Genomic DNA, 16158 nt, shown 5'->3' with positions numbered 1-16158 from the left:
CCCCTTGTCCAAGCGAATCGACGTCAACGACCTCGACATCTACTACGGCGACTTCCACGCCGTGAAGGACGTCACGATGACCATCGAGCCCCGCTCGGTGACCGCCTTCATCGGCCCCTCCGGCTGCGGCAAGTCGACCTTCCTGCGCACCCTCAACCGGATGCACGAGGTCATCCCCGGGGCGCGGGTGGACGGGGAGGTGCTCATCGACGGGCAGAACCTCTACGCCAAGGGGGTCGACCCGGTCGACGTGCGGCGGCAGGTGGGCATGGTCTTCCAGCGTCCCAACCCCTTCCCCACGATGTCGATCAAGGAGAACGTCCTCGCCGGGGTGCGGCTGAACTCCAAGCGGATGTCCGGCAAGGCCGCCGACGAGCTCGCCGAGCGGGCCCTGCGCGGGGCCAACCTGTGGAACGAGGTGAAGGACCGCCTGGACAAGCCCGGTGCGGGCCTCTCGGGCGGCCAGCAGCAGCGGCTGTGCATCGCCCGGGCCATCGCCATCCAGCCCGAGGTCATCCTCATGGACGAGCCCTGCTCGGCCCTGGACCCGATCTCGACCCTGGCCATCGAGGACCTCATCAGCGACCTCAAGACCGACTACACCGTCGTCATCGTCACGCACAACATGCAGCAGGCGGCCCGCGTCTCGGACAAGACCGGTTTCTTCAACCTCAAGGCCACCGGCCAGCCGGGGGAGCTCGTCGAGTACGACAGCACCCAGACGATCTTCAACAACCCCAGGGAGAAGGCGACCGAGGACTACATCTCCGGCCGTTTCGGCTGACCGGTGCCGGGGACGGCATACCATCGGCCCATGAGTCAGACCCTCTCCCTCGTCGGCGACCCCGAGGCCGACCGGATCCTCACCGAGCACCCCTTCGCCCTGCTCACCGGGATGCTGCTCGACCAGCAGATCCCCATGGAGGTGGCCTTCGACGGCCCCCGCAAGATCGTGGAGCGGCTGGGCTCGATCGACCCGGCCACGGTCTCGGCCACCGACCCCGAGGAGTTCGTCGCGCTCTGCTCGACCCCGCCTGCGGTGCACCGCTTCCCGCGGTCGATGGGCCAGCGGGTGCACGACCTGGCCACCGCCGTCGTGCAGGACCACGGCGGTGACGCGGCCGCCATCTGGACCGAGGGGAACCCCGACGGGCGCGAGATCCTGCGGCGGCTGAAGAAGCTGCCTGGCTTCGGCGACCAGAAGGCGCGCATCTTCCTGGCCCTGCTCGGCAAGCAGCGCGGCCTGGCCGCCGAGGGCTGGCGTGAGGCCGCCGGCGACTACGGGCGCGACGGCGTGCACATGTCCATCGCCGACGTCACCGACCCCGGGTCGCTGGAGCAGGTGCGGGCATGGAAGAAGGAGAAGAAGGCCGCCGCCCGGGCCGGGCGCGGGTGACCGGGCCCCGTTCCAGCCAGGTCCCCGTCCCCGACGGACCCGCGGCCCCGGCCTCCATCTGGTCGGTCCCCGGGATGGTCGCCCTCGCCGTCGTCGCGTTCACCGGCTTCTCCGGGTATGCCGTGCTCCTTCCCGTCGCGCCCCTGTGGGTCGTCGAGTCGGGCTCGGACAGCGCCGGGGCCGGTCTGGTCAACTTCGTCCTGCTCGGCTCGACCGTGGCCACCCAGTTCGCCGTCCCACCGGCGATCGGCCGGTGGGGGTGGGGCCGGGTCGTCGGCGGCGGGCTGACCCTGCTCGGCCTGCCCTCGGTGCTGCACCTGCTCTCCGGCGACCTGCTCTACACGCTGCTGCTCTCGGCCGTCCGCGGCGTCGGGTTCGGCGTGCTGACCGTCGCGGGAAGTGCGGCGGCGGTGCTCCTCGTCGACGGCGCGCGCCGGGGTGCCGCGGTGGGGGCCTACTCGCTCTCGCTGTCGGTGCCGAACGTGCTGCTCATGCCCCTGGGTGGCTGGGTGTCCCAGGCGGCCGGGTTCGCGCCGGCCTTCTGGATCGGGGCGCTGCCCCTGGTCGGGGTGCCGGCGGCGGTCGTGCTGGCCCGGCACCTGCCGGTCCGCTCGACCCACGACCCGCGCCACCCCGAGGTGGTCGGTGCCCCCGCCGGGGCGCGGACCTACCTGGCCCTGCTGCCCCCGACGTTCGTGCTGCTGGCGGTGACCCTGGCCGGCGGTGCGGTCATCACGTTCGCGCCGCAGCTGGTCGCGGTGCCCTGGCTGGGGGCGTTGGGCCTGTTCGCCATGGGCCTGGCCACGTCCCTGACCCGGTGGCGGATCGGGGGCCTGAGCGACCGCGTGCCGATCGACCGGCTGGTGTGGCCGTTCGTGCTGCTGGCGGCCGTCTCCCTGGGCGGTGTCGCCCTGCTGGTGCGCGAGCCGGTCCAGGTCGCCCAGGTGCTGCCCTGGGTGGTGGCCACCGCGCTCGTCGGGGTCAGCTACGGGGCGCTGCAGAACCTCACCATGCTCCAGGCCTTCGCCGCGGCCGGCCCCCGACGGGTGGGTGCGGCCAGCGCCGTGTGGAACGCCGGTTTCGACACCGGGACCGCCAGCGGCGCCCTCCTCGTCGGGTGGGTCGCGGTGGGTGCCGGGTTCGGCACCGGGATGGGTCTGACCGCGGTCATCTGCCTGCTCACCCTGCCCCTGGCGCTGCTGGGCACCCGCCGGCGCTGACCCTCACGCGTCCGTCAGGTCGAGCTTCTGTCAGGTCGAGCTTCTGTCGACCTTCCGCGACGCGTTCCGGGCCGGTGCTCGCTGCGCTGCGCTCCGTGTCCTCACGCGTCTGTCAGGTCGAGCTTCTGTCGACCTTCCGCGACGCGTTCCGGGCCGGTGCTCGCTGCGCTGCGCTCCGTGTCCTCACGCGTCTGTCAGGTCGACGACCACCGGCGCGTGGTCGCTCGCACCCTTGCCCTTGCGCTCCTCGCGGTCGATGAAGGCACCCCCGACGCGACCCGCCAGGGCCGGGGAGGCCAGGCAGAAGTCGATCCGCATGCCCCGCCGCTTGGGGAAGGCCAACTGGGTGTAGTCCCAGTAGGTGTAGGTGCCCGGCCCCGGCGCGTGCGGACGGACCACGTCCGAGTAGCCGGCGTCGACGACCGCCGAGAAGGCCGCCCGCTCGGCGTCCGAGGTGTGCGTCCGGCCCAGGTAGTGCTCCACGGACCAGACGTCCTCGTCGGTGGGCGCGATGTTCCAGTCGCCCATGAGCGCGATCTGCGCCTGCGGGTCGGCGGCGAGCCAGCCCGTCCCGGCCTCCCGCAGGGCGGCCAGCCAGTCGAGCTTGTAGAGCAGGTGCGGGTCGTCCAGGCTGCGGCCGTTGGGCACGTACAGCGACCACACCCGCACCCCTCCGGCCACCGCGGAGATCGCGCGGGCCTCGGTGGCCGCGGCCTCCCCGTCCCCCCACGTCGGCATCCCCTCGAAACCGACCTGCACGTCCTGCAGCCCCACGCGGGAGACGACGGCCACGCCGTTCCACTGGTTGTGCCCGACGTGGGCCACCTCGTAGCCGGCCGCCTCGAAGGGCAGCAGCGGGAACTGCTCGTCCTTGCACTTGGTCTCCTGCAGCGCCAGGACGTCGACGTCGTGCCGCTCGAGGAAGGCCACCGCCCGGTCGACGCGGGAGCGGATCGAGTTGCAGTTCCAGGTCGCGATGCGCACGGACCCACCCTAGATCCCGTTCCGACGCCGGCCGCACGGCCCGCTCCCGCCCTCCCGGAGGTGGGCACCGGGTTCAGCGCGGTGCCGTGATCTGCCGCAGGGCCCTGCGGTAACCGGCCCGGACGGCCGGGACGACCAGCCTCGCCAGCACGTCGGGCACCCCCGTGGCGGCCACCTCCTGGCGCCAGAGCAACCGGGTCCCGGCGGGGTCGGCCACCAGGCGCGCCTCGATCGACCCGCCCAGCACCCGCCCGACCTTGGCGACCACGGCACGGTGGGGCGGGTCCCAGGCCCTGACCTCCATGACGTCGTCGAAGCCGACCGGGCCGACGGCCGTGCGGGCCACGAACGAGGACCCCGCCCGCAGGGCCGGGCCCCTCACCACGGTCAGGGGGACCGCCTCGGTATGCCGTCCCAGGGCCCACAGTCGCGCCCACACCTCCTCGGGAGCACCGGGGACCAGCAGCTCGAGCTCGAAGGCGGGACGGGGCACGGCCCGAGCCTAGCCCGGGCGGCCGGCGGGCGGGGCGCGTCCGCCCGGACCTCCTCACCTACGCTGGTGGACCATGGGAACGGCACTGGTGACGGGGGCCTCGTCCGGCCTCGGGCTGGAGTTCGCCCGGCAGCTGGCCGGCCGCGGGCACGACGTGGTCCTCGTGGCCCGCGACCAGGCTCGGCTGGAGGCCGCCGCGGAGGACCTACGGACGCAGCACGGGGTCGGGGTGGAGGTCCTCGTCGCCGACCTGGCCCACCGGGAGCAGCTGCACCGGGTGGCCGCCCGGCTGGCCGACCCCGACCGGCCGGTCGACCTGCTCGTCAACAACGCCGGCTTCGGCTCGCGCCGCGGGTTCGTCCGGGGCGACCTGGCGGAGGAGGAACGGGCCGTCGACGTCATGGTCCGGGCCGTCATGGTCCTCTCCCACGCCGCCGGTGGCGCGATGCGCGCGCGGCGGAGGGGCGCCATCCTCAACGTCTCGTCGGTGGCCTCGTTCGCCGTCATGGGCCACTACTCGGCCATCAAGTCCTACGTCACCGTCCTGTCCGAGGCGCTGGCCACCGAGCTGGCCCCGCACGGGGTCACGGTCACCGCGGTCTGCCCGGGGTTCGTGCGCACCGAGTTCCACCAGCGGGCGCAGATGAACATGTCCCGGCTGCCCGACGCCCTGTGGCTGGAGGCGCCCGACGTGGTCCGCGCCGCCCTCGACGACGTGGCCCGCGGCCGGGTGGTCTCGGTGCCCTCGCTGACCTACAAGGGCGTGGTCGGGGTGCTCCGGGTGGTGCCCCGCGTCCTCACCCGGCGGGTCGCCGGGGCGCTGGCCGACCGCCGGCGCGGGGTCCGACCGCCCGCGTGAGGAGGCGCCGCCGGCTGGTCTCCGCCGGGCTCGCCCTGCTCCTGGGAGGCGGTGGAGCCCTCGCCTGGCAGGAGGCCCACCGCCAGCTGCCGCTGCACCAGGAGGGCGTGGTGCGGGACGTCCGCGGCGCCCTCGTGGCGGTCCCGGTCGGGGCCGGGGCCGGGGAGTGGCTCCCCCTGACCGGTGCGCCCGAGGACCGCTGGCTGGAGGTCACCCTGCTGGCCGCCCGGGCGGCCGGCGACCAGGCGCACCTGGCCGACGGTCTGCTGCCCCCGCCCGACCATCCGCACGGGGACATGGCGCGCGCGGCGCTGCGCGACCTGCATACCCTCACCGGGCCGCAGGGCGCCGCCCCCGGTGCCGTCCTCGCGGGGGCCTCCCCGGCGTGGCGGTTCGTCTGGCCCCGGGACGCCTCGTTCGCCGCGGCTGCCCTCGCCCGCACCGGTCACCACGCCGAGGCCCTGTCCGTGCTGCTCCACCTGCAGGAGCTGCAGGGGCCGGACGGCTCCTTCCAGGCGCGCTACCTCCCCGACGGGTCCGGCGAGGTGCCCGACGGGCGGCCCGCCCAGGAGGACGGGCCCGGCTGGGCGTTGTGGGCCACCCGGGTCCTCGTCGAGGAGTGGACGGCCGGGCCGGGTCAGCCGGACCCCTCCGTGCTGGTGGGCGACCTGGTCGCCCGGTCGGCGGCCCGGCTGCTGCACCGGATCGACCCGGCCACCGGCCTGCCCCGTCCGTCGCCCGACTACTGGGAACGCCCGGAGGACGAGCTGACCCTCGGCGTGGCCGCGACGGCCCTCATGGGCCTGGAGGCCGCCGCCGCCCTCGAGCGGGACGGGCGGGTGCCGGACGCCGCCTGGGCGTCGGCGGGCGTGGACCCGGGAGACCGCGCTCCCGCGGCGGCCGACCTGCGCCGCCGGGTCGTGGACGAGTTCGGCCCGCACTACCCCCGGTATGCCGGGGGCCGGCCGGACGCGGCCGTCACCTTCCTGCTCCCGCCCTTCCTGGACGAGCCGGTTCCCGGTGCCGAGGCGGCCCGCCTGCGGGCGCAGCGGGCCCAGGCACGCCCGGCCGGCGGGGTGGCCCCCGGGGCGGGCTGGCGGCGGGACCGCGTCTCCTGGACCCCGCAGACCGCGCTCCAGGCGCTCGCCGCGCGGGAGGCCGGGCGCCACGAGGAGGCCGACCGGTGGCTGGACTGGTTGGACAGGCACCGGACCGCCACGGAGGCCCTGCCCGAGAAGGTGCTGCACGACGGGTCGCCGGCCGCGGTGGCGCCCCTGGCCTGGACCGCGGCGCTGGTGCTGCTGGCGGTGGAGCGTCGGTAGGGTCGTCGCCATGACATCCCGGGACCGTCTGCTGCAGCTGATCACCGACCTGGCCGTGGTGCACGGCCGGGTCACCCTCTCCTCAGGCGCGGAGGCCGACTACTACGTCGACCTGCGGCGGGTGACCCTGCACGGCGAGGCGGCCCCGCTCGTCGGCGAGGTCATGCTGGACCTGGTGGACGACCTGGATCTGGACGCGGTCGGTGGGCTGACCATGGGGGCCGACCCGGTGGCGACCGCCATGCTGCACGCGGCGCGCGGGCGGGGGCGACGCCTGGACGCCTTCGTCGTGCGCAAGAGCGAGAAGACCCACGGTCTCCAGCAGCGCATCGAGGGCCCCTCGGTCCGGGGTCGGCGGGTGCTCGTGGTGGAGGACACCTCGACGACCGGAGGGTCGCCGCTCACGGCCGTCGAGGCCTGCCGGGAGGCGGGTGCACAGGTGGTCGCCGTCGCCGTCATCGTCGACCGGGCCAGCGGTGCGCGTGAGCGGCTGCAGGAGGCCGGCCTGGACTACCGGGCCGCCTACGGGCTGGCCGACCTGGGGCTCGCCGGGGGTGTCGACCGAGGCTGACCCGTCGCCCCGCCGACTCGTCCGACGGAGGGACGGGTCAGGGGACAGCCGGCAGGGCCCCTGCACCTTCCCCGGGTGCAGGGGCCCTGCCGTGGCGCGGGAGAGCGAGGCTCACACGCCGGGGACCCGGCCGTACCAGACGTCGTAGTCCCACATCTTGTGGTAGATCACGCCCGTGGAGGGGTTGTTCGCCTCGTAGACCATGCCGTTCCCGGCGTAGATGCCCACGTGGTACCAGTTGTTGTAGAACACCAGGTCGCCCGGCTGGGGGTCGGTCACCGGGGTGACCACGGTGCGCTGGTCACGGACGGTCCGGGGGATGTTGATGCCGTTCTGCTGGTAGACCCACCAGGTGTAGGACGAGCAGTCGAAGGCGCCGGGCGGGGTGCCGTAGAGCACGTAGGGGGAGCCCACGTACTTCTCGGCCGTCTCCATCAGCGCCTCCCGGATCGGGGTGGTGGGAGCTGGGGCGGGAGCCGGCGCCGGCGCAGGTGCCGCGGCGACCGGGTTGGTCGAGGACAGGATGGTGCCGCTGATGTAGCGGCCGCCGCCGAGGTTCAGCCAGCCGTTGGTCCAGCTGCCGCGCACCTCGGTGCCCTGCCGCATCGTGGTGACGACCGAGTAGTTCAGCCCAGGACCGGAGCGCACGTTGCCGATCGAGGCGGTGACGTACTGGGTGACGGTCTCGGCCGGGGCGGTGGCGCCGCCGCCGGGCTCACGGTCGGTGAGCACGCCGGGGGACATGAACTCCGAGCTGTTGATCCGCAGCCAGCCGTTGGAGGTCAGGGTGCCCCGGACCTCCGCGCCCGCGCTGCGGGACCCGACGATCGAGTACGAGGTGGAGGGGCCGGAGCGGACGTTCGCCGACACCGTGACCCAGCGGGTCACCTGCGTCGAGGACTCGGGCTCGTCGTCGGCCGGGCCCTGCGAGGTCAGGATGGTGCCGCTGACGAAGCGGCCGTTGCCCAGGTTCAGCCAGCCGTTGGTCCAGGTCCCGCGGACCTCGGCGCCCTGCCGCATCGTGGTGACCACCGGGTAGCCGAGGCCGGGCCCGGAACGGACGTTGCCGATCGCGGCGGCCATGTACATGGTCACCGACGAGGAGCTGGACGAGGGGGCCGGGTCGGTGCTGGTGAGGACCGACGGGTGCATGTACTGCGTGCTGCTGATGCGCAGCCACCCGTTCGAGGTCAGGGTGCCGCTCACGCGGGTCCCCAGGGTCTTGGTCGTCACCACGCCGTTGCTCAGGCTCGGCCCGGAACGGACGTGGCCACCGGGACGCTGACCCACCGGGTGACGGTGGTGTGGTCGTCCGTCGACGGGGTGAGCGGAACCGTGGGCAGCGGGGTGGTGGGCAGCGCCGGGGGGAGGGGCGTGCGGGGCACCTGGGGCGCGGTGCCGCCTGGGCGGTGGGTGCCAGAGCGACGACCGGGGCGGTCGCGGCGGTGACAGCGATCAGCGTGCGGGACAGGCTGCGCGTGCGCGTCGACATAGAGCATCCATCTGGGACGGGGACAGGACCACTCGAGGGGGCGAGCACTTGGCAGTGAACAACTGTTTCCGGGCCCGGTCAACCCTCCGTGACCTGCGTGAGTGTGATCCCATGCGGAACTACAAGTGTGTAACTAGGTGATGTTGGTCACATGGCGCGGACGACGTCGCAGGTCACTGCGGATATCACAACGGTGTGACTTTCCGGCGGTGTCATTTCACGCCCGTCACAGCCGTTTCCGGCAGCCGCAGACGTCACGGTGCTGGTGTGACGTGCCGTGCGTCGTGGGGTCCGCAGCGGCCCGGGAAGGGTGAGGTCCGAGCACGACGAGGCCCCGCCGACGTGGTGGTCGACGGGGCCTCGGGTGCCGGGGGCGCTCCCCCGGGTCTCAGCGGCGCCGGCGGTCCCAGTGCGCGAACCCGGCGTCGCGGGCCGCCTGCTCGCTCTCGAACCAGACCTCTGCGCGCACGGCGTCGTAGCTGGGCGAGTCGGTGGTGTGGAAGAGCATCGAACCCACGTTGCCCTTGATCTCCCAGCCCGCCGGTCCCGTGCCGTCCTCGAGCGGATCGGCCGACCCGGGTCCGTAGACCGACTCCGCGAAGACCGGCGCCCCTGCTGCGGCGGCGCCGTGGTCGACCTCGGTCCCGTGCTCCGGCGCCGGCTCCCGCTCCGGCGTGACGGCGTCGCCGGTGTCCTCGGTCGTGGTGTACCCCGCTCCCCGGGCGCGGCGGCGCCGGCGCCGGTCGTGGGCTCCACGTCCCGGCCCGCGCCACGGACACCGTCGTCCTCGGAGGCGGCGAGGACCTCGTCGGCGGTCAGCGGCTCCTGGGTGGTCGCCCCGTCCGTCTCCCGCGTGGCCCGGTCCCCGGTCCAGTCCTGCTCCTCGGCCGCCGGGTGGGCGTCGTAGGACTCATCCGTGGTCGGCCGGTCCTCGGTCCCACCCGCGGCCCGAGGATCGGAGGACTGGTCCGGGGCGACCTCCTCGGCGGGGGTCGTCGTGCCCGCGGGGTCCTCCTGGTCGGCGACCGGAAGCGGCTCCTGGCGTGCTCCGTCGGCGACCTCCTCGTCGCTCAGCGGCCGGGCCGACGTGGCGCCCGCGCCGGCAGCGCCCGCAGCGCCCGCGGCGCCAGCGGCGCCCGCCGCACCCATCGCCCCGATGCGGGCCGCGTCGCTCATGCGGCCCGTGTCGTCGTCGCCGGCCGGGAGTCCGCCCCCGGAGCCCTCTGCAGGCTGCCCGGCCTCAGGGGCGGCCGCGGCGGTCGGGGGCGCGTCGGCTGCCGGGGTGGTGTCCGCGACCTGCGCGGGACCGCCATACCCCTCGGTCTCCCCGGCCGTGAGCTCCTCGGCGGGGTGCTGCTGGGCCTCGGCCTGCGGCGGCGCGTCCTCGGTGCCGGCAGGGCGGTAGGTCTCGCCGGTGTAGGTGCCCGGCTCCCCGCCCTCGAAGGCCCCTGCGGCCGGCTGGTAGGGCTCGGCGGTGATGTCGTCGTCGCCGGTGGTGTCCCGGTCGGCGACGGCCTCGGGGCCGGTCGTGGCCTCGATGTCCTCGGCGTAGGTGACGTCCTGGCCCATCGACGGCGCGTCCTGCTCCACCGCGGCGGCGGGCGGCTCCTGGGAGGAACCCTCGTCGACCGCCGGGACGCCGTCCTCGGGCCGGTGCGCCTCGCCGGCGCGGTCCTCGTCCGCCGCCGACCGGTCCTCGGACACCGGCCGGTCGTAGGTGGAGGGCTCGACCGGCTCCGCCGGCCCGTCCTGGACCGGTCGCTCGTCCCGGACGACGGGGGCGGCCCCCGCCGCCGCCCGGTCGTCGGCCTCCTGGTCGTAGACGCCGCGCTCGGGAGCCGTCCCCACCCGGTCCCCGGCCCCCTCGTCGACGGTCCGGCGGTCGTCGTCGGCCCCGTCGACCGTCCCGGCGCCACCGTCGCGGTCCTTGCCGGGCGAGCGCAGCAGCACGACCACGGCCGCCGCGATGAGCAGCAGCAGCAGGGCGATCATGATCCACTTGGTGGTGTCGTTCATGTGGCGTTCCTCCTTGTGGCGACCGGGGACGGCCGCGTCCGAGGCACCCGCAGGAGTTGCGGCGCTGCGTCCACCGTAGTGCGAACGTGCCGGTCCGGCGAGGGATGACCGGCGCCGGGGCGCGTCGCTGCGGCCGCCCGTCGCGGCGCGACCACGCCGTGCCGGATGGGACGATGGACGCCGCCGCCGACAAGGAGAGAGACGTGGACGCACCGACCGGGCTCACCGGGGTGGCGGCCTGGGCCGTGGACGTCATGGAAGCGCTCGGAGGGCCTGGGGCGGGCCTGCTCATCGCGCTCGAGAACCTCTTCCCCCCGTTGCCCAGCGAGGTGATCCTCCCCCTGGCCGGCTTCACCGCGAGCCAGGGCACGTTCACCCTCGGCGGCGTGATCCTGTGGACCACGGCCGGGTCCGTCCTGGGTGCCCTGGCGCTCTACGCGCTCGGGGCGGTCTTCGGCCGGTCCCGGTTCCGGGCGCTGTGGACACGGCTGCCGCTGGTCGACCTGCGCGACCTCGACCGGACCGAGTCCTGGTTCGCCCGGCACGGCACCAAGGCCGTCTTCTTCGGCCGGATGGTCCCGATCTTCCGTAGCCTCATCTCGGTGCCGGCCGGCCTCGAGCGCATGCCCCTCCCGCTCTTCTGCGCCCTGACGACGGCCGGCAGCCTGCTGTGGAACAGCCTGTTCGTCGTGGCCGGCTTCCAGCTGGGGGAGAACTGGCACCTCGTCGAGGGCTACGCCGGGGCCTTCCAGGCGGTGGTCCTCGCCGCCGTGGCCGTGGCGGTCGTGTGGTTCGTCCTCTCCCGGGTCCGCAGCCGGCGGGCCGGGCCGCCCTCGTGACCTCCGCGGGCCGGCCCGGGGACCCGTGGTCCGCCCCACGGGTCGGGGCCGGGCCGTGGGAGGGCCCCTGGCCCACCGACGGGTCGGGCGACCTGCCCCCGCACCTCGATCCCGAGCTCCTGCGCGAGGGGGACCGGCGCAACGTCGTCGACCGCTACCGCTACTGGCGGCACGAGGCCATCGTCGCCGACCTCGACGCCCACCGCCACGGCTTCCACGTGGCCGTCGAGAACTGGGAGCACGACTTCAACATCGGCTCGGTCGTGCGCACCGCGAACGCCTTCAACGCGGCTGCGGTCCACATCGTGGGCCGCCGCCGCTGGAACCGGCGCGGGGCGATGGTCACCGACCGCTACCTGCACGAGCACCACCACCCCGACGTGGGCGCCCTGGTCGGCTGGGCGGCCGGGCGCGGCCTTCCCCTGCTCGGCGTGGACAACGTCCCGGGCTCGGTCCCGCTGGAGGGGTATGCCCTCCCGCGCGACTGCGTGCTCCTGCTGGGCCAGGAGGGGCCGGGGCTGTCGCCGGAGGCGCTCGCCGCGTGCACCGACGTGCTGGCCATCACCCAGTACGGGTCCACCCGCTCGGTGAACGCCGGCGCGGCGGCCGCGGTCGTCATGTACCACTGGGCGCTGCAGCACGCCGCCGGGTCGTCCGGGGGGCCGGAGGCCTGAGACACTGGCGCGCATGCGCCGCCGTGTGAGTTCCACCCTGACCGCCACCGTCACCGCGCCCGTCGAGGCCACCCTGGGGGTCGCCGTGGCCGACGGCGTGGCCCGCGAGGAGGAACGGCTGGTCGTCACGCTGGACGGGGACGAGGTCGACGTGCAGGAGGTGCTCGACCCCACCACGGGGACCCGGTGGCACGTGCTGCGCGACGTGGGGCCGGGCGACCTGTCGGTGGAGTATGCGGCCACCGTCACCGACGGGGGTGCGGCCGGCGAGGTCGCGCCGCTGGACCGGGTCAGGGGGGTGCGGCCGAGCCGCTACGTCGACCTCGACCGGCTGGAGTCGGTGGCCCGGGCCGAGGTCGGCGAGGTCGTCGACGAGGAGGACGTGCTGCGCGTGGCCACCTGGGTCCACGAGCACCTGCGCTACGTGCCCGGGTCCTCGCGGGTGACCGACGGCGCCAGCGACACCTACCTGGCCCGGCGCGGGGTGTGCCGCGACTACGCCCACCTGACCATGGCCCTGCTCCGGGCCCGCGGGATCCCGGCCCGGCTCATGGCCTGCTACGCGCCCGGCCTGTCGCCGATGGACTTCCACGCGGTGGTCGAGGCGGCGGTCGGAGGACGGTGGGTCGTCGTCGACCCCACCCGCCTGGCGCCCCGGGCCTCCCTGGTGCGGATCAGCACGGGGGCGGACGCCGCGGAGACCTCCTTCCTCACCGTGCACACCGGCGGGCTGACGTTCGGCGGGCTCACCGTGACCGCCGTGGTCGAGGGCGAGGACCTGCCGGTCGACGACCACGGCTCGACGGTCGCGGTCGGCTGAGCGCACCGTCGTTCAGCGCAGCGCGGTCAGCTCCACCTCGACGAACATCGAGCTGCTCCTGGTGCCGGTGTAGATGCCCCGCAGCGGAGGGACGTCGCCGTACTCCCGGCCGCGGCCGATCTCCACGTGCCGCTCGCCCGGCTGGATCGCGTTGGTCGGGTCCATCCCGACCCACTCCCCGTCCCACCAGCGCACCCACGCGTGCGACTCGCCGGTGTAGGGCCGGCCCACCTCCGGCTCGCGCACGGGCAGCAGGTAGCCGCTGACGTAGCAGGCCGGGATGCCGACCGAGCGCAGGCAGCCGATCGTCAGGTTGGACATGTCCTGGCAGACGCCGGACCGGGTCGACCACGCCTCCGCGGCCCGGGTGTGCACCCCCGTGGAGCCGGAGACGTAGCTCATCTCCTCGTGGACCATCGCGACGACCTCCCGGGCGCAGGCGCCCGGGGTCGCGCTGCGGCCGGCGATCTCGGCGACCCGCGCGCGCAGGTCCTCCGGCGGCTCCACCGACGGCGACTGGAGCAGGTACTCGCTGAGGTCGTCGAAGACCTCCGCCGACCGGATGTCGTCCCAGCCCAGGCCGTGGCCCTCCACGGTGGGGCGCTGCACGTCGACCGTCGAGGAGGCGGCGACCATGAGCCGCGGGTGCGGCTCGTGCACCTCGAACTGGGTCACGGTGGTGCCCCAGTAGTCGGTGTAGGTGTTGGTCCACGCCACCGGCGTGATGTCGACCTTGGTGTGCAGCACCTGCTGGTGCAGCGTCTGCCGGGGGGTCATCCGGGCCTCGTTGAAGGAGTGGGAGGCGGTCCCGGCGTACTCGTACCCGGTGCGGTGCACCACGCGCAGCAGCATCAGCGCACCCCCGCCCGCCACACGGCCTGGCCGGCGCCGTCGAAGTTGTGCGTGGACACGGCGTCGTTGACCTGGCTGCAGGTGCGCTGCAGCTGGCTCATCCGCTCGGGCAGGGTCTGCATCATCTCCTCCAGGGAGCCGTACTCCAGCTCGGCGCGGGCGCGCCCCAGCATCCGGTGGGCCTCCCCGGCCCGGCCCTGGACGGCGCCGAGCCCGGTCTGCGACGGCAGGCCCGGGTCGGGGCGTCGCCCTCGCCGCGGCAGCGTCTCGAGGGCCACGAGGGCCTCCTGCGCCTGCTCCAGGGAGGCCAGCAACGACCGCGGGAAGAGCCGGTCCAGGAGCAGGAACTCGGCCGCCTGGGCGTCGGTGGCGGCCCCGCGGTAGGTGCGGATGAAGGCGTGGTGGGCGCCGCACGCCCGCAGCGTCTGCGTCCAGGCCGAGGGGGAGTCGGCGTTGTAGGCCGCGGACTCGATGATCCGCGAGGTCATGTCGACCCGTTCCAGGGACCGGCCCAGCATCATGTAGTGCCAGCCCTCGTCGTGGCTCATCGTCGAGTCGGCCAGGCCCACGACGACCGCGCACCGCTCCCGCAGCAGCTGGCAGGCCCGGTGGGCGGGCAGGTGCTGCAGCCGGTTGCCGCGCATCATGTTCCACGTCGTGTTGATGGCCTCCCACATCTCCAGGGAGACGGTCTCCCGGGAGCGCCGCGCGCTCTCCCGGGCCCCCTGGAAGGCGGCCACCATCGAGGTCGGGGAGGTCTCGTCCCAGCCGAGCATCCGCAGCACGGTCTGGTGGTCCGGGCTGGCCTCGTCGTCGATGCCCATGACCCGCAGGAGCACCAGGCTGGTGGTCTCCTCGTCGAGGACGGGGTCCTCGAGCAGCAGCGTCAGGTGCACGTCGAGCAGCCGGGAGGTGTCCTCGGCGCGCTCGAGGTAGCGCCCGATCCAGTAGAGCGACTCCGCGATCCGGCTCAGCACGGCATACCTCCCTGCTCCGGCGGCCGCAGGCCGGCAGGTGCTCCCTGCTCGCCCTGGCGGGCCTGCTGCTGCTGCTGCTCCTGCTCCGCGGGCTCGGCCTCGGAGCGGGCCAGGGCGACCTGCGGGGCGGCCGAGACCTGCAGCTGGCGCTGCCGCTGCCGGGGCTCGACCCGGGTGCGCCGGCCGTCCCCGGAGAGGACCCAGGTGTCCTTGGACCCCCCGCCCCGGCTGGAGTTGACGATGAGCTCGCCCTCCCCGAGGGCCACCCGCGTCAGCCCGCCGGGCAGGACCCACACCTTCTCGCCGTCGTTGATGGCGAAGGGCCGCAGGTCCACGTGCCGGGGGCGCATGCCGTCGGGGGTGGTGGTGGCCACGGTGGACAGCTGGACCACGGGCTGGGCGATCCAGCCGCGGGGGTCGGCGGACACCCGGGCGCGCAGGGCGTCCAGCTCGGCCCGGTCGGCCTGCGGGCCGATGACGATGCCCTTGCCGCCGGAGCCGTCGACCGGCTTGAGCACGAGCTCGTCGAGGCGGTCCATCACCTCCTCGCGGTGGGCGGGCTCCTCCAGGCGCCAGGTGTCGACGTTGGGCAGCAGCGGCTCCTCGCCGAGGTAGTAGCGGATGAGCTCGGGGACGTAGCTGTACATCAGCTTGTCGTCGGCCACCCCGTTGCCCACGGCGTTGGCGATCGTCACGTTGCCGGCGCGGGAGGCGTTGAGCAGCCCGGGGCAGCCGAGCACGGAGTCGTTGCGGAAGGCGACCGGGTCGAGGAAGTCGTCGTCGACCCGTCGGTAGATCACGTGCACCGGCTGCAGGCCCTGGGTGTCGCGCATCATCACCCGGCCGCCCTGCACGACCAGGTCGCGGCCCTCGACCAGCCGGCAGCCCATGAGCCGGGCCAGGAGGGTGTGCTCGAAGTAGGCCGAGTTGTAGGGCCCGGGCGTGAGCACCACCACCTCGGGGTCCTGGACGCCGCTGGGGGCCGCGGCCCGCAGGGCGCGCAGCAGCCGCGAGGGGTATGAGGCCACCGGGCGGATCCGGTGCGTCCCGACCATCTCGGGCAGGGTCGAGGTCATCGCGGCCCGGTTGGTCAGCACGTAGGACACCCCGCTGGGGATGCGCACGTTGTCCTCGAGCACCCGGAAGGTGCCCTCCCCGTCGCGGATGAGGTCGATGCCCGAGACGTGCACCCGCACGCCGTTGCCGGGCTGGATGCCGAAGGCGACCCGGTGGTAGTGCGAGCTGGTGGTCACCACGTGGCGGGGCAGCACCCGGTCGGTGACGATCTGCATCGCCCCGTAGACGTCGGCGAGGAAGGCCTCCAGCGCCCGGACCCGCTGCGCGACGCCGGCCTCGACGTGCGCCCAGGTGGCGGCGTCGATGATCCGCGGCACGATGTCCAGCGGGAAGGGCCGTTCCTCGCCCTCGTAGTCGAAGGTGACGCCCTGGTCGTGGTAGCTGGTGCTCACGTAGTCGGCGCGGGCGCGCACGTCGTCCTCGCCCAGGGCGGCGAACTGCTCGGCGACCTGCTCGTAGGTCTGACGCACGGACCCCTCGGGGCCCACCGTCTCGTCGAACACCTCGGCCCTGGTCGGGTAGTCGGTGAAGGGGCCTGGCATGGGCACACCCTAGTGGTCGGTGCC

Annotated in this window: 16 protein-coding genes; 9 read left to right on the top strand and 7 right to left on the bottom strand. The window is 74.3% G+C overall.

What is annotated here, in order from left to right:
• Positions 1-4 precede the first annotated feature (4 nt).
• From pstB to BJF81_RS09460, 3 genes are read left to right on the top strand one after another with little or no spacing between them, the layout of a single operon-like run.
• A complete protein-coding gene (gene pstB / locus BJF81_RS09470) occupies positions 5-784 on the top strand; it encodes a phosphate ABC transporter ATP-binding protein PstB (protein ID WP_075958123.1) in 780 nt (259 codons plus the stop codon).
• 30 nt (positions 785-814) lie between these two features.
• Complete coding sequence (locus tag BJF81_RS09465) at positions 815-1396, top strand: HhH-GPD-type base excision DNA repair protein (RefSeq protein ID WP_075958122.1); 582 nt, start codon at positions 815-817, stop codon at positions 1394-1396.
• Complete coding sequence (locus BJF81_RS09460) at positions 1351-2616, top strand: MFS transporter (RefSeq protein ID WP_237770152.1); 1266 nt, start codon at positions 1351-1353, stop codon at positions 2614-2616. Before BJF81_RS09465 ends, BJF81_RS09460 begins: the two co-directional genes overlap by 46 nt.
• A gap of 183 nt (positions 2617-2799) precedes the next feature.
• On the opposite strand, the gene BJF81_RS09455 is transcribed toward BJF81_RS09460, so the two are convergent.
• Positions 2800-3600, bottom strand: coding sequence for an exodeoxyribonuclease III (locus BJF81_RS09455; protein ID WP_075958121.1), 801 nt, complete (start codon positions 3598-3600; stop codon positions 2800-2802).
• 73 nt (positions 3601-3673) lie between these two features.
• On the bottom strand, positions 3674-4093 hold the full coding sequence (locus tag BJF81_RS09450) for a hypothetical protein (protein WP_075958120.1): 420 nt from the start codon (positions 4091-4093) through the stop codon (positions 3674-3676).
• A gap of 73 nt (positions 4094-4166) precedes the next feature.
• Between BJF81_RS09450 and BJF81_RS09445 the strand changes: the two genes are divergently transcribed.
• The 3 genes from BJF81_RS09445 to pyrE are packed head-to-tail and all read left to right on the top strand — an operon-like array spanning position 4167 to position 6845.
• Positions 4167-4952: an SDR family NAD(P)-dependent oxidoreductase gene (locus tag BJF81_RS09445; RefSeq protein WP_075958119.1), complete on the top strand. Its 786-nt coding sequence runs from the start codon at positions 4167-4169 to the stop codon at positions 4950-4952.
• The gene (locus BJF81_RS09440) at positions 4949-6274 is read left to right on the top strand and encodes a hypothetical protein (protein WP_075958118.1); all 1326 of its coding nucleotides are present in this window, start codon (positions 4949-4951) and stop codon (positions 6272-6274) included. The genes BJF81_RS09445 and BJF81_RS09440 overlap by 4 nt, the downstream gene beginning before the upstream one ends.
• A 10-nt stretch (positions 6275-6284) precedes the next feature.
• Positions 6285-6845: an orotate phosphoribosyltransferase gene (gene pyrE, locus BJF81_RS09435; RefSeq protein ID WP_075958117.1), complete on the top strand. Its 561-nt coding sequence runs from the start codon at positions 6285-6287 to the stop codon at positions 6843-6845.
• 111 nt (positions 6846-6956) lie between these two features.
• On the opposite strand, the gene BJF81_RS09430 is transcribed toward pyrE, so the two are convergent.
• Together BJF81_RS09430 and BJF81_RS21500 are read right to left on the bottom strand one after the other, a co-directional pair.
• Positions 6957-8135 carry a C40 family peptidase gene (locus BJF81_RS09430; protein WP_075958116.1) on the bottom strand — a complete coding sequence of 393 codons (1179 nt, stop codon included), beginning with the start codon at positions 8133-8135 and terminating at the stop codon, positions 6957-6959.
• A gap of 590 nt (positions 8136-8725) precedes the next feature.
• Positions 8726-8845: a sunset domain-containing protein gene (locus BJF81_RS21500; protein ID WP_446740552.1), complete on the bottom strand. Its 120-nt coding sequence runs from the start codon at positions 8843-8845 to the stop codon at positions 8726-8728.
• A 1681-nt stretch (positions 8846-10526) separates the two neighbouring features.
• Between BJF81_RS21500 and BJF81_RS09420 the strand changes: the two genes are divergently transcribed.
• The 3 genes from BJF81_RS09420 to BJF81_RS09410 are packed head-to-tail and all read left to right on the top strand — an operon-like array spanning position 10527 to position 12686.
• A complete protein-coding gene (locus tag BJF81_RS09420; protein WP_075958201.1) occupies positions 10527-11192 on the top strand; it encodes a DedA family protein in 666 nt (221 codons plus the stop codon).
• Positions 11189-11866 (top strand): TrmH family RNA methyltransferase, encoded by a 678-nt coding sequence (locus tag BJF81_RS09415; protein ID WP_075958200.1) that lies wholly within the window; start codon positions 11189-11191, stop codon positions 11864-11866. Before BJF81_RS09420 ends, BJF81_RS09415 begins: the two co-directional genes overlap by 4 nt.
• Before the next feature lie 13 nt (positions 11867-11879).
• Positions 11880-12686: a transglutaminase-like domain-containing protein gene (locus BJF81_RS09410; protein ID WP_075958114.1), complete on the top strand. Its 807-nt coding sequence runs from the start codon at positions 11880-11882 to the stop codon at positions 12684-12686.
• A gap of 12 nt (positions 12687-12698) precedes the next feature.
• Here BJF81_RS09410 and BJF81_RS09405 read toward each other — a convergent pair whose 3' ends face one another.
• From BJF81_RS09405 to BJF81_RS09395, 3 genes are read right to left on the bottom strand one after another with little or no spacing between them, the layout of a single operon-like run.
• Complete coding sequence (locus tag BJF81_RS09405) at positions 12699-13538, bottom strand: transglutaminase family protein (RefSeq protein WP_075958199.1); 840 nt, start codon at positions 13536-13538, stop codon at positions 12699-12701.
• Positions 13538-14515, bottom strand: a complete 978-nt coding sequence (locus tag BJF81_RS09400) for an alpha-E domain-containing protein (protein ID WP_075958113.1) — start codon at positions 14513-14515, stop codon at positions 13538-13540. Before BJF81_RS09400 ends, BJF81_RS09405 begins: the two co-directional genes overlap by 1 nt.
• Positions 14509-16134, bottom strand: a complete 1626-nt coding sequence (locus BJF81_RS09395) for a circularly permuted type 2 ATP-grasp protein (protein WP_075958198.1) — start codon at positions 16132-16134, stop codon at positions 14509-14511. Before BJF81_RS09395 ends, BJF81_RS09400 begins: the two co-directional genes overlap by 7 nt.
• Positions 16135-16158: the final 24 nt, after the last annotated feature.

It is taken from the genome of Ornithinimicrobium sp. CNJ-824 (assembly GCF_001942405.1).
GTDB classification, from domain to species: domain Bacteria; phylum Actinomycetota; class Actinomycetes; order Actinomycetales; family Dermatophilaceae; genus Ornithinicoccus; species Ornithinicoccus kibberensis.
The sequence above is the reverse complement of the archived record's forward strand: the minus strand, read 5'-3'. Positions and strand labels throughout refer to the sequence as shown.